The 18,805-nt window shown below is 65.6% G+C and carries 17 protein-coding genes; 6 read left to right on the forward strand and 11 right to left on the reverse strand.

Annotated features, from left to right (window positions below):
- Window positions 1-167: 167 nt before the first annotated feature.
- From ACP693_RS02910 to ACP693_RS02920, 3 genes are all read left to right on the forward strand, one after another.
- Window positions 168-920 (forward strand): helix-turn-helix domain-containing protein, encoded by a 753-nt coding sequence (locus ACP693_RS02910; protein ID WP_425986649.1) that lies wholly within the window; start codon window positions 168-170, stop codon window positions 918-920.
- Window positions 921-1,155: 235 nt separating this feature from the next.
- Window positions 1,156-3,147: an ATP-dependent nuclease gene (locus ACP693_RS02915; RefSeq protein ID WP_425986648.1), complete on the forward strand. Its 1,992-nt coding sequence runs from the start codon at window positions 1,156-1,158 to the stop codon at window positions 3,145-3,147.
- Window positions 3,144-5,033 carry a UvrD-helicase domain-containing protein gene (locus tag ACP693_RS02920; protein WP_425986646.1) on the forward strand — a complete coding sequence of 630 codons (1,890 nt, stop codon included), beginning with the start codon at window positions 3,144-3,146 and terminating at the stop codon, window positions 5,031-5,033. The genes ACP693_RS02915 and ACP693_RS02920 overlap by 4 nt, the downstream gene beginning before the upstream one ends.
- 96 nt (window positions 5,034-5,129) lie before the next feature.
- Here ACP693_RS02920 and ACP693_RS02925 read toward each other — a convergent pair whose 3' ends face one another.
- The 4 genes from ACP693_RS02925 to ACP693_RS02940 form a co-directional block, all read right to left on the reverse strand.
- A complete protein-coding gene (locus ACP693_RS02925) occupies window positions 5,130-6,053 on the reverse strand; it encodes a nucleotidyl transferase AbiEii/AbiGii toxin family protein (RefSeq protein WP_425986645.1) in 924 nt (307 codons plus the stop codon).
- Entirely contained in the window at window positions 6,040-6,870 is an 831-nt protein-coding gene (locus tag ACP693_RS02930) for a type IV toxin-antitoxin system AbiEi family antitoxin domain-containing protein (RefSeq protein ID WP_425986643.1), read from the reverse strand. The genes ACP693_RS02925 and ACP693_RS02930 overlap by 14 nt, the downstream gene beginning before the upstream one ends.
- A 139-nt stretch (window positions 6,871-7,009) precedes the next feature.
- Window positions 7,010-8,299, reverse strand: a complete 1,290-nt coding sequence (locus tag ACP693_RS02935; RefSeq protein WP_425986641.1) for a tyrosine-type recombinase/integrase — start codon at window positions 8,297-8,299, stop codon at window positions 7,010-7,012.
- Window positions 8,300-8,608: 309 nt separating this feature from the next.
- Window positions 8,609-9,064, reverse strand: a complete 456-nt coding sequence (locus ACP693_RS02940) for a DUF3429 domain-containing protein (protein ID WP_426019189.1) — start codon at window positions 9,062-9,064, stop codon at window positions 8,609-8,611.
- A 106-nt stretch (window positions 9,065-9,170) separates the two neighbouring features.
- Here ACP693_RS02940 and ACP693_RS02945 point away from each other — a divergent pair, with 106 nt between their 5' ends.
- Together ACP693_RS02945 and ACP693_RS02950 are read left to right on the forward strand one after the other, a co-directional pair.
- Window positions 9,171-9,524, forward strand: coding sequence for a thiol-disulfide oxidoreductase DCC family protein (locus tag ACP693_RS02945; RefSeq protein ID WP_426019186.1), 354 nt, complete (start codon window positions 9,171-9,173; stop codon window positions 9,522-9,524).
- Window positions 9,525-9,527: 3 nt separating this feature from the next.
- The gene (locus tag ACP693_RS02950; protein ID WP_426019183.1) at window positions 9,528-11,066 is read left to right on the forward strand and encodes a cryptochrome/photolyase family protein; all 1,539 of its coding nucleotides are present in this window, start codon (window positions 9,528-9,530) and stop codon (window positions 11,064-11,066) included.
- A 3-nt stretch (window positions 11,067-11,069) separates the two neighbouring features.
- Here ACP693_RS02950 and ACP693_RS02955 read toward each other — a convergent pair whose 3' ends face one another.
- Genes ACP693_RS02955 through ccmA form a run of 6 tightly spaced genes read right to left on the reverse strand, consistent with a single transcriptional unit; the run spans window position 11,070 to window position 14,262 of the window.
- Window positions 11,070-11,333, reverse strand: coding sequence for a hypothetical protein (locus ACP693_RS02955; protein WP_426019180.1), 264 nt, complete (start codon window positions 11,331-11,333; stop codon window positions 11,070-11,072).
- Window positions 11,334-11,387: 54 nt separating this feature from the next.
- On the reverse strand, window positions 11,388-11,960 hold the full coding sequence (locus ACP693_RS02960) for a DsbE family thiol:disulfide interchange protein (RefSeq protein WP_426019177.1): 573 nt from the start codon (window positions 11,958-11,960) through the stop codon (window positions 11,388-11,390).
- Window positions 11,957-12,169, reverse strand: coding sequence for a heme exporter protein CcmD (gene ccmD / locus ACP693_RS02965; RefSeq protein ID WP_426019174.1), 213 nt, complete (start codon window positions 12,167-12,169; stop codon window positions 11,957-11,959). The genes ACP693_RS02960 and ccmD overlap by 4 nt, the downstream gene beginning before the upstream one ends.
- A gap of 3 nt (window positions 12,170-12,172) precedes the next feature.
- On the reverse strand, window positions 12,173-12,892 hold the full coding sequence (locus ACP693_RS02970; protein WP_426019172.1) for a heme ABC transporter permease: 720 nt from the start codon (window positions 12,890-12,892) through the stop codon (window positions 12,173-12,175).
- 39 nt (window positions 12,893-12,931) lie between these two features.
- The gene (gene ccmB, locus ACP693_RS02975; protein ID WP_426019169.1) at window positions 12,932-13,642 is read right to left on the reverse strand and encodes a heme exporter protein CcmB; all 711 of its coding nucleotides are present in this window, start codon (window positions 13,640-13,642) and stop codon (window positions 12,932-12,934) included.
- Complete coding sequence (gene ccmA, locus ACP693_RS02980) at window positions 13,639-14,262, reverse strand: heme ABC exporter ATP-binding protein CcmA (protein WP_426019166.1); 624 nt, start codon at window positions 14,260-14,262, stop codon at window positions 13,639-13,641. The genes ccmB and ccmA overlap by 4 nt, the downstream gene beginning before the upstream one ends.
- 322 nt (window positions 14,263-14,584) lie before the next feature.
- On the opposite strand from ccmA, the gene acnA reads away from it, so the two are divergent.
- Window positions 14,585-17,311 carry an aconitate hydratase AcnA gene (gene acnA, locus ACP693_RS02985; RefSeq protein ID WP_426019163.1) on the forward strand — a complete coding sequence of 909 codons (2,727 nt, stop codon included), beginning with the start codon at window positions 14,585-14,587 and terminating at the stop codon, window positions 17,309-17,311.
- Between the two features lie 76 nt (window positions 17,312-17,387).
- Here the strand turns inward: acnA and ACP693_RS02990 are convergent, their stop codons facing one another.
- Entirely contained in the window at window positions 17,388-18,761 is a 1,374-nt protein-coding gene (locus ACP693_RS02990; RefSeq protein ID WP_426019160.1) for an NAD-dependent succinate-semialdehyde dehydrogenase, read from the reverse strand.
- Window positions 18,762-18,805 lie beyond the last annotated feature (44 nt).

Genomic DNA, 18,805 nt, shown 5'->3' on the forward strand with positions numbered 1-18,805 from the left:
ACGAGACAGCGCAATCTCAATTAGCCCTACTATGCCGATGAGCCCCGCCCACCCCGATGGCGAATGCGAACGGCGAGCGTCAGCCATTTGCGGCGGGTGGTGAAGGACGGATGGGGCTACTTTCGCGGCACGCGAGGTCCCAGAAAAGGGGGCGAAAGGATACCATTATGCCGACCCCCTCCCTCTACGACCGCCTTGTGGCCCTGCCAGCCCCAGACCCCAGCATCGATGCTCCGGTCCCGCCTGAAATCATCGCGTTCAATGTGTCGGTGACACGAAGACTTCGGTCGTGGAAACAGTCCACGCTCGCGGATATGGCCGGCATTTCTCTCTCCACCCTCGAACGCATCGAACGCGGGGAGAAGGTTCAGCCCGAGGCGCTCGACCGGATAGGCGCGGCGTTCGGTTTTGAGCCAGGATACTACACGGCGACCCGGCGCCCGCTGACGCCTGATGAGCTGGCAGAGCCGGAAAACAACCCCTATCCCCACATCGCAATCGTGAAGGTGTCGCCGCTCGACAACCAGGCCAAGCTCCGATCCTTGGCCGGATGCGACCTGGTCGTTCATGCGCCGCTCGGCGGAGATCCGGAGCCTTCATCGCTGGTCAGCGGCCTGTTCGAGCTGATCGAAGTTCTCGCCTTCCGGCTTGCCGCAGGACCGTTGCTGACGAGATCGAGCGTAGGCGGGCTACGGGAACTCTACCATCTGATCTTCAGCCATCTCGATGAGATGCGCCGCGAAGGCTTGGGTGTCGTCTTCGGAGTTGAACCCGACACCTCTTCTAAGGCGCCGCGACGCGTCGGGATTGTTGGCATCGCACACCGGGACGCCGATCCGGCTGTTCGGGCCCGGAAGATTCTGATCCTGGATCGCCGTCATTTTAGCGGCGCCGACGATCAAGGATCGCAGGCCTCGTGATGGCTCAGCTGTTAGAGCCGGCCGCTTTGTTGGCGGCGGCCGCCTTGGCATCGGCGCTGGCCAAACTCGTCTGGGCGATCCGCCGCCGACGTTGATCAGAAGCTGACGCGCGAGAGCCGAAAGCCCAAGCTAATGGTTCACGGTTGCCCCTTGTCGAGCCTTACAAGGGCCGTCAGAACGGGCTGCAAGCAAAGGTTGCGGCATCTCAGCGTGTCGCGTCAAGGGGAGTGGCGTCTTGCACATCGAACGACTTGAAATTTCCGGCTTCCGATGCTTCGGACCAAACCCTATCCCGATCCTTCTCGATCAAGGCTTGACCGCCTTCGTCGGTGTAAATGGTGCGGGAAAGACCGCTGTTATGCTTGCGCTTCAGCGGCTCTTCGGCGTTACGCCGGACCAGCGGCGGCTTCGGCGACAAGACTTCCATATCCCGGCTGTGGAAGTGAATCCGCCTAATGAGCGCCGGTTCACCATAGAGGCGGTTTTGGCCTTTCCGGAACTCGACGATCCGCTTGCGGACGCGTCTGCCGTTCCTGAGTTCTTCTCTCAGATGGCGACGGACGACAGCGGAAGGATGAAATGCCGCTTGCGGATGGAGGCGGTCTGGACGGATGACGGCTCCATCGATGGGGCGATCGAACACACCTATCGCGCCGTTCGGACGATGGGGGCATACACGGACGCTGAGTGTTCGGACCTGAAACCCAAAGATAGAGCCAGAATCCAGCTCATCTATGTACCGGCCTCGCGGGACGGCATCTCGCAGGTGACGGCCTTTTTGCGTGGACGCTTGTGGCGGGCGATCAACTGGTCGGAAGGCACGCGGACGACGTTCGCTTCGGCGGGCTCTGCCCTGAACAACGCGTTCTCCGGCGAGCCGGCGGTAGACGCCGTGGTCGCAGCAGTCACCAGGCGATGGCAGCAGGTCCACACCGCAGGCACGGACTCCACGCCGGTGTTTCGGCCTATCGATCTCCGGTTCGAACAGTTCATCCGCAAGGCTGAGGTATTGTTCCGCCCCGACGAGGCAGGGCGCGAACGTGGTCTCGATGAGTTGAGTGACGGCCAGCGATCTCTGTTCCACCTCGCCATGACCGCGGCGACGCTCGACGTAGAATCGAACCTGGCGACGGATCCCCGCCCTGATGGATTTCAGCCCGGCGGCATCAGCATTCCCGCCTTGACCCTGATCGCCGTCGAAGAGCCAGAAAACAACCTCGCGCCGTTCTACCTCTCCCGTATCGTCCGACAGATCCAGGAACTGACCGCAGGGTCACGGGCTCAAGCTATGCTATCGAGCCATTCGCCAAGCATTCTGGCGCGGGTGAAGCCGGAGCAAGTCCGTCATTTCCGCCTCGACCCGAAGACCCGCGCCTGCCGCGTGAGAGGGATCCGATTGCCTCCGATCGCGGACGAGGCTTCGAAGTTCGTTCGCGAGGCTGTGCGAACCTACCCCGAACTCTATTTTGCCCGTTTCGTGATCCTCGGCGAAGGCGCCTCCGAAGAGGTGGTGCTCCCGCGCCTCGCCGAGGCCCTTGGCCTGGACATCGATCGGTCTTTCGTGGCGGTGGTTCCCCTTGGGGGCCGCCACGTCAATCACCTGTGGCGGCTGCTTGTCGATCTGGACATTCCGCACGCGACTCTTCTGGATCTGGATTACGGTCGTGCGGGCGGCGGCTGGGGGCGCATCAAGACCGCCTGCGCGCAGCTGATGGAAAATGGCGTTCGGCCTGACCAACTTTTCCAAACCCCAAGCCCGGCGGGCCCTTCGGCCGACCTGGCGGCCTTCGACACCTTCGCCGCCGCCAACTGGACAAACATTCAGACGTGGGCGCGATCTCTTCGAAGGTTCAACGTCTTCTTCTGTGAGCCGCTGGATTTGGATTACTCGATGCTGATGGCATTGCAGGCCGCCTATTCGGCGCCAGAGCCCGGACGTTCCGGACCGTCCCCGGCCGGGGAGCCGCGAGACGCCGTGTTGGGCGACGGCGGCATTCACGCCCTCTACGACTCCAGCCAGGACAGCCTGCTGCGCTGGTATCGTTATCTGTTTCTGGGGCGAGGCAAGCCAAGCACGCATGTGCGGGTTTTGAGCGGTCTCGACAGTCCGGCCCTCGCTTCGGCGGCTCCCGAGGAACTGAAGGCCTTGCTCGGCTCCGTCGCGGCCCAGCTCGATCCCCCGCCGCCGGCTGCGCCCGGGGCTCTGACCGTATCGCCAACATCATGACGTTACGGTTCACCGCGCCAGACGACTGGAGGCCGCGCGGGATCGATGCCCTCGAACCCGCCGCGTGGACCGCGCTCCGCCACCCGGGATCGACCTCAGTAGTCGCAGGCCCTGGGGCGGGCAAGACAGAGTTCCTGGCGCAGAAGGCGACCTATCTGCTGGAAACAGGCCTGTGCCGCCCGCCTTTCCAGATCCTGGCCATTTCCTTCAAGGGCGATGCCGCCGGAAATCTGGCGGACCGCGTCAAACAGCGATGCCCTGCGGAGTTTTCGGATCGGTTCACTTCGATCACGTTCGACGCCTTCACCAAAAACCTGGTGGACAGATTCTACACTGCAATTCCCGCCGAGTGGCGTCCGACGAAGCCCTATGAGATTGCCTTTTGGGATTACAAGTCGACCAACTATTGGCTCACTCAAGCACGGCTTGCGGCGCCAGGTCCATGGAAGGCCGAGATCGAGGAGATCGGTCCCTCGAGTTTCGAGGGTCGTACGGTGGGGGCCAGACGCATGCTCGTTCCTCACCCGGAACCGCGATCCGGGGCTGAGTTTGCGACCACACGGTGGTGGTCAGAGCAACGGGGTGCGGGAAATCCATCCAACCTGACCTTCGTCACGTTGAACCGCATGGCCGAGTTGCTTCTGAGATCAAATCCTCAGATCGCGAACGCACTCCGCGCCACCTATCCTTTCATCTTCGTCGACGAGTTTCAGGACACCACCTTCGCTCAGTATGATTTCCTCTATTCGGTCTTCAGAGGCAGCAGCGCCGTAATCACCGGCGTCGGAGACGACAAACAAAGGATCATGGGCTGGGCCGGCGCGAGACCAGACGCCTTCGCCCGATTGGAAGCAGACTTCCACGCTCTGCGGGTGCCCCTGCTCTTCAACTTTCGTTCTTCACCGGATCTCGTCGCCATCCAGCATGTCGTCGCACGCGCCCTCGACCCATCGTCGCCACAGGTCTTGGCCAAGACAGGCAAACTTATCGATGGCGACGTGGCCCAGATTTGGAACAGCCCGACATGCGCTCAAGAAACGCGCCATCTCGCGACGTGGTTGGCCAGCGACATGAAGCGGAGAGGACGTCGCCCACGCGACTATGCGATCCTCGTCAAGCAGAAGGCGGAGGCGGTGGACACCGAACTCCGCGCGCCGATGGCCGCGAGCGGCTTGCGTATTCGCAACGAAAGCGCGCTGGTCGGCAAAGTCCCGCTTCAGGACCTGCTGTCCGACAGCCTCTGCCGGCTCGTCGTCGCTGCGCTCAGGCTCGGATCTGTCCAGCGTTCGCCTGCAGCCTGGCAGTATCTATCCGCCGCTGTCTCGGCGCTGAGAGCGATCCCGCCCGGCGACGATGCTGCGGACGCCCGGGCTGAAGCCACTCTGTCCCGTTTTCTGGCCGGGCTTAGGAAAGACATGACTGAAACCGCGCCCTCGGCGGAGGCGGCGGTTAACATCGCAGAGGCCGTGTTGACCTTCCTCGATCCCGCGGCCGTTCAAAGAACCTATGTTGAATATGGAGCAAGCAATCTTCTCGAGATCGTCGTTGAAGGGCTGCTGCAGCACCTGATGGCATCGGCGACCGGGGTATCGACCTGGTCCGAGTGCTTGGATGCCTTCGAAGGTCTCGATCAGATACCTCTGATGACCGTGCATAAGAGCAAGGGGCTTGAGTACGACACGATCGTCTTCATGGGTCTCGACGACCAAGCTTGGTGGGCGCACAAACCCGGCGACAAAGAGGGCCTCGCCGCGTTTTTCGTCGCCCTCTCCCGAGCGAAGCAGCGGGCCATCTTTGCGTTCTGCCAGCAACGTGGCCAACGATCAAAGGTAGCCGAACTCTACGCGCTCCTAGGGCAGGCTGGCGTTCCGGAAATTTCCATCTAGACCGATCGGGCAGACACCGAAGCGACCGTTTGCGTCAGTTGCTCATAGCGTCCGAACCTCCGGAGTCAGTGAGCATGTTGCTGTCTGGTGGTATTGTCAGACTGATTGCGGCCAAGTCTGTCGAAGCCGTTCGACCATGTCTGTGCGCCGGGCGGGCTCCAGACGGTCGAGGTTCAACTGCTTCCAGCGCACGGCGGGGAGGTCGGCGGCGTCGGGCAGGCCGATCAGGTCCCAGTCAGGCGCGCCGGCCTTGAACCCGATCAGGAAGGCGCGGTGGACCTCGGGCATGTCATCGACGATGGCGGTGATCAGGGCTGTGCGCGCCGCGATGAGGTCCTGGAGGTCCACCGGGTCTTCGGTCATCCCATCGAACCCGCGTTCGAACTCCTGGGCCAGATTCTTGGGATTGGCGCGGAGCACCTCGGCCATGGGCCGGTGGTGGCTGGCCAGATAGATCACAAAGGCCTGTCGCAGTGCCGGCGTGATCCCCTCATTGGCCAGCAGATCGCGGACGTCGAACAGATCGCGAGGATGTTGGCGGTCCAGCGCGGCCATGATCTTGCCGGCATAGAGATCGGCGTGGGAGACCATCCGCGCCTCCGCATAACCGAAGCGCTCTTCCACCGCTGCTGAAACCGGACGGACTTCGGGCTCGAACACCACGCCGCGCAGGACCGGCGTCACCTCCACCTTGATCACCGCGCCGTCCGCCCGGACGAGCAGCTTGTCGATCACGGGCTGGGCTCCACCCTTGCCTCGCACGACGACCGACCCCGGCAGGGCGTGTTCGATGGCGTCAGCGATCCGCCTCAGCGCCGCATCGATTGCGGCGAGCGATGTGTCTCGATCCTCGACGGGCAGATAGGTCAGGTCGATATCGACCGACAGCCGCGGCAGGTCGCGGACGAAAAGATTGATCGCCGTGCCGCCCTTCAGGGCGAAGCAGGGTTCCTGGAACACGAGGGGAAGGGTTCGGACGAGGAGGCGGACCTGCCGGGCGTAGACGTCACTGACCGGCATCGAGCGACCTCGGCACGGTGATCTTGTAGGTCGGGTCCAGTCGACCGCCCTTGGCGAGCACGCGGTTGCCGCTGCCCAGATCGATGGCGTCGCGGTCCAGGGCTTTCAGCCACGCATGACCATGTCGGTCAGCGAAATAGAAGAACAAGCGTTTGACCTTCACGCTCACGCAATCCTCGAGCAGACGCTGGAGACGTCGCGGGCTGAGGGTGGCCAGGGCGCCCATCAGCTGGTCCGCCTGGTCGAAGCTCTCATGATCGGGGAGTTCGTCCAGAAGTTCGAGGATCGCGCGCTCGGGCGTCGACTGGCGCAAGGGCCATTGCCAGTGGCCCAGGGGGGTGTCCACTACTGCGGCGCGGGCCCAGTCCGCCAGGAGGCCGGTTTCGCTGGAGTCCTCGCGGAGCCGGGCGACCTCGAAGTATCGGGCGCTGCGGAACAACTTCTGGGACGAATGATATTTGAACGCGACATCCAGAGGCAGGTCGGCCAGCCAGGTCGGCGGGGTTTCGTCGCCATAGAGATGAACCTCCTTGCGGGTGGCAAGAAGGTAGTGGGCATAGCCTTGAAGTTCGAGCGCGGTGCGTCCTCCCACGACGATGGAATAGTCGAGCAGGGCCTGGAGCGAGAGCACGGCGACGGGCCAGTCGAGGGTTCCGCGCGGACGTCGATAAACGCGGCGCGCCGTGCGTTCCAGGCGCCCCGAAGCGACGTATTTGGCCCTTAGCGAGTTGGGATAGCCGTTCTCGTTCATCCAGCCGGAATCGACCAGAAGGCCTTCCGGGAGGATACGTTCGAGCTTGTTTAGCTTTCCCTGCATTTGAACACTATTAGTGTCCTAATATGAAGGTTGTCAAACACATTGGTTTGCCATTCGGCATATTGGAACACCGTGAGTGTCTTACTAGGATCATAGACAAACTATGGCGCAGGGTTGATATCAGCGCGTGGACCCGAGTTCAGGCCTTGGGACTGAAACGCTCACCGATCCGCTCCGCAAGCGCGCGAACCGGATCGTCGCTCAGATGGGCATACCGTTCCGTGGCGCGACTGTTGGCGTGTCCCAGAGCCTTTCCGATCATCGGGAGGCTGGCCCCGTCGGCCAGGGCGAAGCTTGCGAAACTGTGGCGCAGGTCGTGGATGCGGACGCCTTCCAGCTTGGCTTTGGGGAGCACCTTGTCGCGCCAGATCTTGGACTCGGAGGTCGCATATCCGTTGTCGCCCTTGGTGGCCGGGAAGACGAACTGGCTTCGACCGCGGGTCTTGTAGAGACGCTGCAGGATTCCGAAGGCCATGTCGTTGAGCGAGATCCGACGATCCCCCGTGCGACCGCCGGCCTTGGTGCGGCTCGGCGGCAGCACGAGCCGGCGCCGGTCGAAGTCGACCTCCGTCCAGCGCAGGCCCGCGATTTCGTTTCGCCGCGCGCCCGTCAGAAGCAGAAGCCGATAGACTGCGCCCTGCCGTTCGGAGATCGTCGCATCCGCCTCCAGGGCGTCGAGAGCGGCGATCAGGTCCTGGGCCTGGGCCTCTGACAGGAAGCGTTCGACCGCCGGTCGGAGCTTTCGTTCGACCTTGGCGCAGGGGTTCGGGCCGGCGAAATGGCCCTTGTCGATCGCCCAGTTGAAGGTCGCCCGCAGGGTGGAATAGGTGCGGTCAGCGATGCCTGCCCCGCCCTTGACGATGGATCGACCACGAAGTTTGGTCTTCACATCCTTGGCGGTCTTCCCGGCCGTGATCGAGCGGATCATCCCGGTGATGTGGTCGCGGGTGACCGTATCAAGCGCCAACTTCCCAAGCAGGGGTACGACGTGGCGCTCGAGGTTGGTCCGGTCCATGGCCCATGACGAATCCCGTTTGGTCGGTTTGTCGTCCGGCCCCCTCTCCAGATAGAGCTCAACCAGGCCTTTGACGGTAAGGCCCTCGATGCGCCTGCGGGCTTCGCCGGGATCGATGCCGCGCCGTGCGTCGACCACCACCGATGCGGCCTCCTTGCGAGCGCGGTCCGCGGTGAGCTTGTCCGGACCGTCGCCATGCTCGCCAAGCGTCAGCCAGCGTTGGATCCCGCGGACCCGGTACTTGATGGCGAAGATTCTTCGGACCGGCTTGGCGGCATGGCCGTGTCGGGTCTCGGTCCCCGGATAGATCCGAAGGCAGAAGCCTGCGATCTCGCTGTCCCAGATTCGACCCTCGCCGGTCTCCGGAACTGGCGCGCTCTCAACCACGCGCCTGGTGAGTTTTTGCTTCGTCATGGCGATAGAAACATACGCTCATTTCCGAGCCACCGCTACCACTCCGCTACCAACTCAAGTGAAACCGGCCGAAAAGCTCCGCAACCGGATAAACAAGAAACTCTATGCAAAACAACGTACAAAGCTGATTTTTGGAACGTCCTGAAAAGCCCGGAAATGCTGATCCCCAACATTGCCAAGGTTGGGGTCGAGAGTTCGAATCTCTTCGCCCGCTCCAAGTCGAGACTGATAAAATCAGGGGCCTGTCGTTCTCGGCAGGCCCCGATTTTTTGCCCGGTGTGCGACCCCGCGCCTTCGGCGATAGCGCCGTCAGATCAGACCAGCCACCAGCGTCAGAAGACCAAGTCCCAGCGACAGCGGGATGCGCAACGACAGCCAGCCTTGCGGCGTCAGTCCTGCGGCCTTGAGGCGGAGATCGACGATCAGGCTGGCGGCGATGAAGACGCCCAAGGCGACCAGGGACGGTCCGGGCCAGGTTTGACCGGTCGCCCAGGGCCAGGCTGTCGCCAGGGCCAGCAGGGACGGCAGCACGGCCGCAATCCAGACCCAACGCGGCGCTGCGCCGCGCGCCATGGCGCCCAGGCCCCACCAGACCCCGCCCAGGAAGCTGAAGATCAGGGCGGCATAGGCATAGGCCAGGCTGAGGGCCGCGAACCGAACGTCCGGCCCGCCCAGAACCAGGACCGCGACCGCCGCCGCCTGGGGTAGGAGGCCCGCGAAACCCAGGACACGGGCGATCGGCGGCAGTCTGTGTCGGTCGGTCATTTCATCATCCATCGGACACCTGTCAGGCTGCGTGCAATCCAGACTACAGAAGACGCCCGTATATCATGGCGACCACGCGCCACGTCCACGAAAGCCCTAGACGTCGATGACCCAACTGCTTGTCTGGTATGACGGAGGCTGTCCCCTGTGTCGTCGCGAGATCGCGCTGATGCGTCGGCTGGATCGCCGGGGCGCGATCCGGTTCATCGATGTGGACAAGGGCGACGCGACCTGCCCCATCGACCGCGACGCCCTGCTCGCCCGGTTCCACGCCAGCGAGGATGGGCGGCTGCTGTCCGGCGCGGCGGCCTTTGCGGCCATGTGGCGGGCCATTCCCTTGCTGCGGCCCATCGGGCTGGCGGCGCGTATTCCGGTGGTTCTTGCGGCGCTGGAAGGTGCGTATCGGCTCTTTCTTCGCGTGCGTCCGCGTCTTCAAACTCTGGTCCGCAAGTGGGGATGACGCATGTCCGTGCTTAGGCTGGTGCTGGGCGATCAGCTATCCGACGACCTGTCGGCGCTGGAGGGGCTGGACCCCGATATCGACACTGTCCTGATGGCCGAGGTCCGGGACGAGGCGACCTATGTCCGGCATCACAAACAGAAGCTCGCCCTGACCTTCGCCGCCATGCGAAACCATGCCGCGCGGCAGAAGGCGCGGGGCGTGCGGGTGCGTTATGTGCGGATCGACGATCCCGACAACAGCGGATCGATCACTGGCGAACTGGCCCGCGCCCTGGACGACGGCGCCTATGAGGCGGTGGTGCTGACGGAATGCGGCGAGTGGCGGCTGGCCCAGCATCTGGCGGCCTTCGCCGAGGGTGCGGGCCTGCCTGTCGAGATCTGCGAGGATCGCCGCTTCATCAGCTCGCACGACCGCTTCCGACGCTGGGCCTCGGGCAAGTCGCAACTGAGGATGGAGTTCTTCTATCGTGAGATGCGGCGCGAGACGGGCATTCTGATGGACGGGGCCCAGCCGGAGGGCGGGCGCTGGAACTATGACGCCGAGAACCGAAAGAAGTTGGCGAAAGGCGTGACGCCGCCCGGTCGGCTGCGCATCCCACCCAACACCGTGGCGCGCGAGGCCATGGTGGATGTGGAGCGGCTGTTTGGCGACCATTTCGGATCGCTGGACGGGTTCGGCTGGGCGACGACGGCGGACGAGGCGGAAACGACGCTGGCGCACTTCCTGAGCGACGTCCTGCCGTCGTTCGGGGACTGGCAGGACGCGATGGCTGAGAACCAGCCGTGGATGTGGCACGGGCTGCTCTCAACCTCGATCAACCTGGGCCTGCTGGACCCGCTGGACGTCTGTCGCCGGGCGGAAGGCGTCTATCGCGCAGGTCGCGCGCCGTTGAACGCGGTGGAGGGATTCATTCGCCAGATCTTGGGGTGGCGCGAGTTCGTGCGGGGCATCTATTGGCTGAAGGCGCCGGAATATCGGGCGCGCAACTTCCTGGATGCGGACCGCAAGCTGCCCTGGTTCTACTGGTCCGGCGAGACCGACATGGCCTGCGTCGCCGATGTGGTGAAGACGACGCGCGACAACGCCTATGCCCATCACATCCAGCGGCTGATGGTGACGGGCAACTTGGCCCTGTTGCTGGGGGTGCATCCCGATGCGGTCGACGACTGGTATATGTGCGTCTACGCCGACGCCTATGAATGGGTGGAGATGCCCAATACGCGCGGCATGGCCCTGTTTGCGGACGGCGGGATCGTGGGGTCCAAGCCCTATGCGGCGTCGGGGGCCTATATCGACCGGATGAGCGACTACTGCGGGGCCTGTCGCTACGACGTGAAGAGCAAGAGCGGCGATGCGGCCTGCCCGTTCAACCGGCTGTACTGGGGCTTTCTGGAGCGCAACCGGCCTCGGCTGAGGGACAATGTGCGGCTGGCCATGCCCTACAAGACGCTGGACGGGTTCGGCGAAGCGAAGCGGGCGGCGCTGGCGGCGGAAGCCGAAGCGTGTCGGACGCTGTTGGGGGCGACGCCGCTGGACTGAGCGTCAGACCCGGATGTCGAGGTAGGAGCCGGGGCGCATGATGCGGGGCTCTTCACGCTCAGGCGCCATGGCGGGGGCTTCGGCGGGCCGGGCCGGGTTGGCCGTGCGAATCGAGGACATGACGGCGGCGGCCGGCACGGGCGCCCTGGAAGCGGCCGCTTGATCCATGGCGGCGCGGAAGAAGGCCGCCTGGGCGTTGCGCGCGCTCGGCAGATCGAGGCCCTGGGCGGGCAGGTTCAGCGGCAGGCCGGTGCGAATCGCGCTCATGCCGGTATGGTTAACGAAAACCCTCGAAAAAGGGTTAACGGCCTCTGGCAGGCGTTACTGAGGGCGAGGCGCCGGGCTGGGTGCTGAACGGGGCGGGGCCTGCATGGAGGCGACCAGCCGTTCGATGTCGGCGTCGTCCAGCAGGGGGCCCGACTGTTTGGCGGTGATCCGGCCCATGGCGTCGACGGCGAAGGTCTCGGGCACGCCGGAGATGCCCAGGTCCAGACCTGCACGGCCCTCGCGATCCACCAGAACCATGGAATAGGGGTCGCCCAGCTCGTCCAGGAAGGCGCGGGTGGCGACCGGCTCGTCCTTGTAGGCGACGCCGACGACGGCGATCCCGCGCGCCTTCAGCGCCAGCAGCTTGGGGTGTTCGATCCGGCACGGCGCGCACCACGAGGCGAAGACATTGACCAGCATGGGCCGGCCGACGCCGGCGGTCTTGAGGTCCAGATTGCCCGGTCCCGCCTGGTCGCCGGACAGCATCGGCAGGACGGTCTCGGGGATGGGCTGGCCGACCAGGGCGTCGGGCTTGAAGGCCGGATCGCGCTTCAGCGACCAGCCGACGAACAGGGCCGCCAGCGCCGCGAGGACCACCAGCGGCAGGAGGGCCAGCCAGCGGTTCATTCTTTGGGCCCTATCGCGCTTCGCGCTACTTGAGGGCGGTTGGAATCCGATTGTTCGGTGGAGGCGTCCGCTTCCAGTTGCATGAGTTCACGCTTCCATTTGCGCGAGGCGATGACGGCGCGGGCGGTCAGGGCGGTCAGGACCAGGGCGCTGACGGCCCAGGCGGGCCAGACGAAGGCGGCGTAGGGGGTCATGTCGAGGTCGAGCATCGGTTAAGCCTCCTGGACCAGGCGGGCGCGCAGGGTCATGACGCGGCGGCGGCGGATCTCGGTGCGGATGGCCGTCAGCCACAGGGCGAGGAACAGCACCCCATAGGCCGCCAGCATGGTCAGGAAGGGCGGCAGATAGACGGGGTCCAGCCCTGACGATCCGGGGGTCAGGAAGCTGGCGGGCTGGTGCAGGGTGTTCCACCAATCGACCGAGAATTTGACGATCGGCAGGTTGATCAGGCCGACGAGACCCAGGACGGCGGCGGCGCGCCCGGCCTTCTGCTCGTCGTCGATCGAGGCCCGCAGCGCCATATAGCCGAGGTAGAAGAGGAACAGCACCAGCACGCTGGTCAGGCGCGCGTCCCACACCCACCAGGTTCCCCACATCGGCTGGCCCCATAGCGAGCCGGTGAACAGGGCGAGGGCCGTGAAGGCCGCGCCCGGCAGGGCGGCGGCGCGGGCGGCGGCGTCGGCCAGGGCGTGGCGGAAGACGAGCGCGAAGAAGCTGGAGACGCCCAGGGCCGCATAGGCGCCCAGGCCCAGGACGGCGGCGGGCACATGGACGAACATGATCCGCACGGTGTCGCCCTGCTGATAATCGGCCGGGACCGAGAAGCTGAGCCAGGCGCCGACGCCCAGCAGCACGGCGGCGAGGCCCCACAGAACGGGCGTCAACGGGCCGGTGAAGGCCATGAAGCGCTGCGGATTGGACAGGCCGAACATCGGTTCAGCGCTTACGCGGCGAAGGGCTGACGGGCAAGCTCACCCCTGTGCATTCCGAACGGCGGCCGCCCCAGCGAAGGGGGCGACCACGGCGGCGAACAGGACGTAGGCGCAGAGCAGCGCCAAAGCTGGGGCCACGGGCTGGCTAGATGCGGCGCGTTCCAGGGCGCCCGCGCCGAAGACCACGGGCGGAATGAAAAGGGGCAGGACGACCACGGCGATCAGCAGGCCGCCGCGCTTGGCGCCGAGCGCGAGGGCGGCGCCCAGCGCGCCGGTGAAGGCGAAGCCCGCGCCGCCGATCAGGGCGGTCAGGGCGACGAGCGGCGTCAGCGACGCCGGCAGGCCCAGGGCCAGGGCGGCGACGGGGGCGGTCAGGGCGAGCGGCAGGCCGACGGCGATCCACTGGGCCAGGGCCTTGATCAGCACGACCTGCTCCAGCGACAGATGGCCCAGCGCCAGCAGGTCCAAGCCGCCGTCCTCCATGTCACGTTCGAACAGCCGCTCCAGCGACAGCAGGGACGCCAGAGCCAGGGCCAGCCAGGCGACGCCGCCCGCGACCGGGCCGAGCGTGCGCGGATCGCCGCCGGCCGCCAACGGCAGGATGGCGGTCAGACAGGCGAAGAAGCCGCAGGCCAGCAGCGGCCCGCCGCCCCCGCCCCAGGCCAGGTCCAGCTCGCGCTCCATAAGGACGCGGGTGGCGCCGCGCAGGCCGGGCGGGCGCGGTTCCTGATCGGCGTCGCGGCGGCTCATTTCAGGCTCCCCAGGTCGAGAGCGCGGGTCGGCAGGGGCAGCGGGTCGTGGACGGCGGCGACGATCAGGCCGTCGGCTTCGAGATGGCGCTTCATCTGGTCGGCGAAGGCCTCGCGCCAGCGGGCGTCCAGCGGCGCCATGGGCTCGTCCAGCAGCCATAGGGCGCGTGGCGATCCGACCAGCCGCCCCATCGCCAGGCGACGGCGCTGGCCGGCGGACAGACGCCGCACCTCTAGGTCTAGAAGGGGCTTCAGGCCGAAGGCCTCGACGGCGTGATCGAGGCCATACTGGGTGTGGCCCAGCCAGTCGCACTGGAAGCCCAGTTCCTCGCGGGCCGTGCGGCCGCCCTTCAGCCCGTCCAGATGGCCTAGGAAATGGGTTTCGCGGCCGCGCGCCTGCCGCTCGTCCAGCGGATTGCCGTCGCCGTCCTGAAAACCGACCGTGCCCGCATCGGGGCGAAACAGGCCGGCGATGGCGCGCAGCAGGCTGGTCTTGCCCGCCCCGTTCGCGCCCGTCAGGGCCAGGACCTCGCCGGCGCGCAGGGTCAGGTCGAGGCCGTGGAACAGCCGCCGCTCGCCGCGCGAGACGGTCAGGTCGGAGAGGGTGAGGGTGTGGATCATCGCAGACTCTCCCTCCCCTTTATGAGGAGGGTGGCCGAGCGCAGCGAGGTCGGGTGGGGGCGTGTCGGCCGGTGCGTTCCTGACATCCCCACCCCGATCGCTTCGCGATCACCCCTCCCCATAAAGGGGAGGGAAAATCTGCGAACCCTTCTCAATGTCCCTGTCGAGGGTGTGGACACATGGACGGTCGGGTCCCGTAGAGCTATAGGCACGGTCGCCGCAGCAGGCTTTCGCCGCGCGCGCAGGGGCCCTGTGAGCCGCTGCGTCTGTCGCGCGAAGGCGCAACCGGATTGTCGGGCGGCGCTGACCAGAGGAAGACTCCATGCCGTCGAACGACAGCTTCAAGACCCGCCAGGACCTTTCCGTCGGGCGTAAGAAATACGCCTATTACAGCCTTCCCGCCGCCGAGGAAGCCGGTCTGACCGGGATTTCCCGCCTGCCGCGCTCGATGAAGGTGCTGCTGGAGAACCTGCTGCGCAACGAAGACGGCGTCTCGGTGACCGAGGCCGACCTGCGCGCCGTCGCCGCCTGGGTCGAGAACAAGGGCTCGGTCGAGCATGAGATCGCCTTCCGTCCGGCCCGCGTCCTGATGCAGGACTTCACCGGCGTTCCCGCCGTGGTCGACCTGGCCGCCATGCGCGACGCCATGAGCGCCCTGGGCGCCGACGCCGCCAAGATCAATCCGCTGGTGCCGGTCGATCTGGTCATCGACCACTCGGTGATGGTCGACAACTTCGGGACGTCCAAGGCCTTCGGCCAGAACGTCGAGCGCGAATACGAGCGCAACATCGAGCGCTACAACTTCCTGCGCTGGGGCTCGTCGGCCTTCAACAACTTCCGCGTCGTGCCCCCCGGCACCGGCATCTGCCACCAGGTGAACCTGGAGAATCTGGCCCAGACCGTCTGGACCATCGATGAAGGCAAGAAGACCGTCGCCTATCCCGACACCGTCGTCGGCACCGACAGCCACACCACCATGATCAACGGCCTGGCCGTCCTGGGCTGGGGCGTCGGCGGCATCGAGGCCGAAGCCGCCATGCTGGGCCAGCCGATCCCGATGCTGATCCCCGAAGTCATCGGCTTCAAGCTGACGGGTTCGATGCCGGAAGGCACGACGGCGACCGACCTGGTGCTGACCGTCACCCAGATGCTGCGCAAGAAGGGCGTGGTCGGCAAGTTCGTCGAGTTCTTCGGCGACGCCCTGCCGAACATGACGATCGAAGACCAGGCGACCATCGCCAACATGGCCCCGGAATACGGCGCCACCTGCGGCTTCTTCCCCGTCTCGGCCGCCACAATCGGCTATCTGACCGCCACGGGCCGCGACAAGGCGCGCGTCGCCCTGGTCGAGGCCTATGCGAAGGCTCAAGGGTTGTGGATCGACGAGAACTCGGAAGACCCGGTCTTCACCGACGTGCTGGAACTGGACATCTCGACCGTCGTGCCGTCGCTGGCGGGTCCGAAGCGTCCGCAGGACCGCGTCGAACTGACCACCGCCGCCCCGGCCTTCGAGACTGCCCTGACCGAGGTCTTCAGCCGCCCGACCGACGCCGAGCGCGTTTCCGTCGATGGCCAGAAGTTCACCGTCGGCGACGGCGACGTGGTCATCGCGGCCATCACCTCGTGCACCAACACCTCCAACCCGTCGGTGCTGATCGCCGCCGGCCTGGTGGCGCGCAAGGCCAATGCGCTCGGCCTGAAGGCCAAGCCGTGGGTCAAGACCTCGCTAGCGCCGGGCTCGCAGGTCGTCACGGACTATCTGACCGACGCGGGCCTGCAGAAGGACCTGGACGCCCTGGGCTTCAACCTGGTCGGCTATGGCTGCACTACCTGCATCGGCAACTCGGGTCCGCTGGACCCGGCGATCTCCAAGGCGATCAACGACAACGCCCTGGTCGCGACCTCGGTCCTGTCGGGCAACCGCAACTTCGAAGGCCGGGTGAACCCGGACGTCCAGGCCAACTATCTGGCCTCGCCGCCGCTGGTCGTCGCCTACGCCATCGCCGGCTCGATGCGGATCGACATCACCAAGGATCCGATCGGTCAGGACAAGAAGGGCAACGACGTCTTCCTGAAGGATGTCTGGCCGACCTCGCAGGAGATCGCCGAGATCCAGAAGAAGTCGGTCACCCCGGCCATGTTCGCCAAGCGCTACAAGGACGTCTTCAAGGGCGACAAGCACTGGCAGGCCATCAAGGTCACCGGCGGCCAGACCTATGAGTGGGACGACGCCTCCACCTATGTCGCCAACCCGCCCTATTTCGACGGCCTGTCGATGGACCTGACCCCGGTCCAGGACATCGTCGAGGCCCGGGTCCTGGCTATCTTCGGCGACAGCATCACCACCGACCACATTTCCCCGGCCGGTTCGATCAAGAAGACCTCGCCCGCCGGCGTCTATCTGACCAACCACGGCGTCGAGGCGGCCGAGTTCAACAGCTACGGCGCCCGTCGCGGCAACCACGAAGTCATGATGCGCGGCACATTCGCCAACATCCGCATCAAGAACCGGATCACGCCCGAGATCGAAGGCGGCGTGACCAAACACTTCCCGTCGAACGACACCATGTCGATCTATGACGCCGCCATGCGTTACCAGTCGGAAGGCCGGCCGCTGGTCGTCTTCGCCGGCAAGGAATACGGCACCGGCTCGTCGCGCGACTGGGCGGCCAAGGGGACCCGCCTGCTGGGCGTCCGCGCCGTCATCGCCGAAAGCTTCGAGCGTATCCACCGTTCGAACCTGGTCGGCATGGGCGTCGTGCCGCTGCAGTTCAAGCAGGACGGCTGGCTCAAGCTGGGCCTGACGGGCGAAGAGATCGTCACGATCCGCGGCCTGTCGGACGCCAATATCGGCAAGCTGAAGCCTCGCCAGGACCTGTGGGTCGAGCTGTTCCGCCCGTCGGACGGCAAGATGGCCCGCTTCCCCGTGCGTTGCCGCATCGATAACCAGACCGAGCTGGACTATCTGCTGGCCGGCGGCGTCATGCCCTACGTGCTGCGCAACCTGGCCCGCGGCCCGGAAACCGAAGCGCCGATCGCCGCCGAATAGGCAGCGGTCTGCTGAAGACAAGGAAAGGGCCGGCGGAGCGATCCGCCGGCCCTTTTTGCTTGCCGCTGGGGTGGCGTCAGTCTGCGGCGACGACCACCAGCTTGCGGTTGACAAACTCCTTGATGCCGACATCGCCCAGCTCGCGGCCGAAGCCCGAGCGTTTGATGCCGCCGAATGGCAGTTCGGGCATGGAGGTCGTGGTGGTGTTGATGAAGACCATGCCGGTCTCGATCCGCGACGCCAGCTTGCGGGCGCGGGTTGTGTCGCCCGAGAAGATCGACCCGCCCAGGCCGAAGCGGGAGTCGTTGGCCAGGGCCACGACCGCATCGTCGTCCTCGACCACGAAGACCTGGGCAACGGGGCCGAAGAACTCCTGATAGAAGGCCGGGTTGTCGCGGGCGACGTCGGTCAGGACAGTGGGCTCGTAGAAGAAGCCGGTGCGGTCTGCGGGCTTGCCGCCGATGACGGCCTTGGCGCCGTGCTGGACCGCCTCCTCGACCTGTTTGGTCAGGGTCTTCAGCGCGTCTTCGGACGACAGCGGACCGAGCACCGTGGCCTCATCCAGCGGGTCGCCCATGACGGCGCTCTTCATCCCCTCGACGAAGCCGGTGGTGAAGGCGTCGGCGACCGACTTCTGGACGATGAAGCGTTTGGAGCCGGTGCAGACCTGACCTGCGTTGGACAGTCGCCCCTCGACGCCCGCCGCGACCGCCTTGTCGATGTCGGCGTCGTCCAGCACCACGAAGACATCGCTGCCGCCCAGTTCCAGCGTCGATTTCTTCAGCATTTCCGACGCGCGAGCCGAGACCTTGGCACCGGCCCCCTCCGACCCGGTCAGGGCCACGCCCTGGATCCGGTCGTCGCCGATCAGTTCGGCGACCTTGTCCGAGGAGATGTAGAGGTTGGCGACGAAGCCCTCGGGCGCGCCGGCCTCACGCACCAGTTTGGCGAAACGGGCGGCGCAGCGCGGCACGATGCCCGCGTGCTTGTAGAGCACCGGATTGCCGACCGCGATGGCGGGGGCGACGACGCGGATCAACTGATAGATGGGGAAGTTCCACGGCTCGACCGCCAGCAGCACGCCGACGGGATGGAACTCGACCCAAGCCTCGCCCAGTTCGCTGTCGATCTTCTGGGGTTTGAGGAAGTCGGCGGCCTTTTCGGCATAGTAGGCGGCGATGCCGGCGCACAGATCGATCTCGCCCTGCCCCTGGGCCAGGGGCTTGCCCATCTCCTCGGCGATGGTGCGGGCCAGGCTGTCGCGGTTCTCGGTCAGCAGGGCCGACAGGGACTTCAGCACGGCGAGGCGGGGCTGGATGTCGCCCTGGGACCAGTCGGAACGGAAGACGGCGTCCGCCTTGGCCAGAGCGGCTTCGACGGCGTCGTCCGTGTGTTCGGGATAGTCTTCGATCAGCTGTTCGGTGAAGGGATTGAGGGTGCGATAGGCCATGAGGCGTCCTGAAGCTTAGGTCGAACGCCCGGGGCGGCGCCGAT

This window comes from Brevundimonas sp. TWP1-3 (assembly GCF_049896085.1).
GTDB lineage: Bacteria > Pseudomonadota > Alphaproteobacteria > Caulobacterales > Caulobacteraceae > Brevundimonas.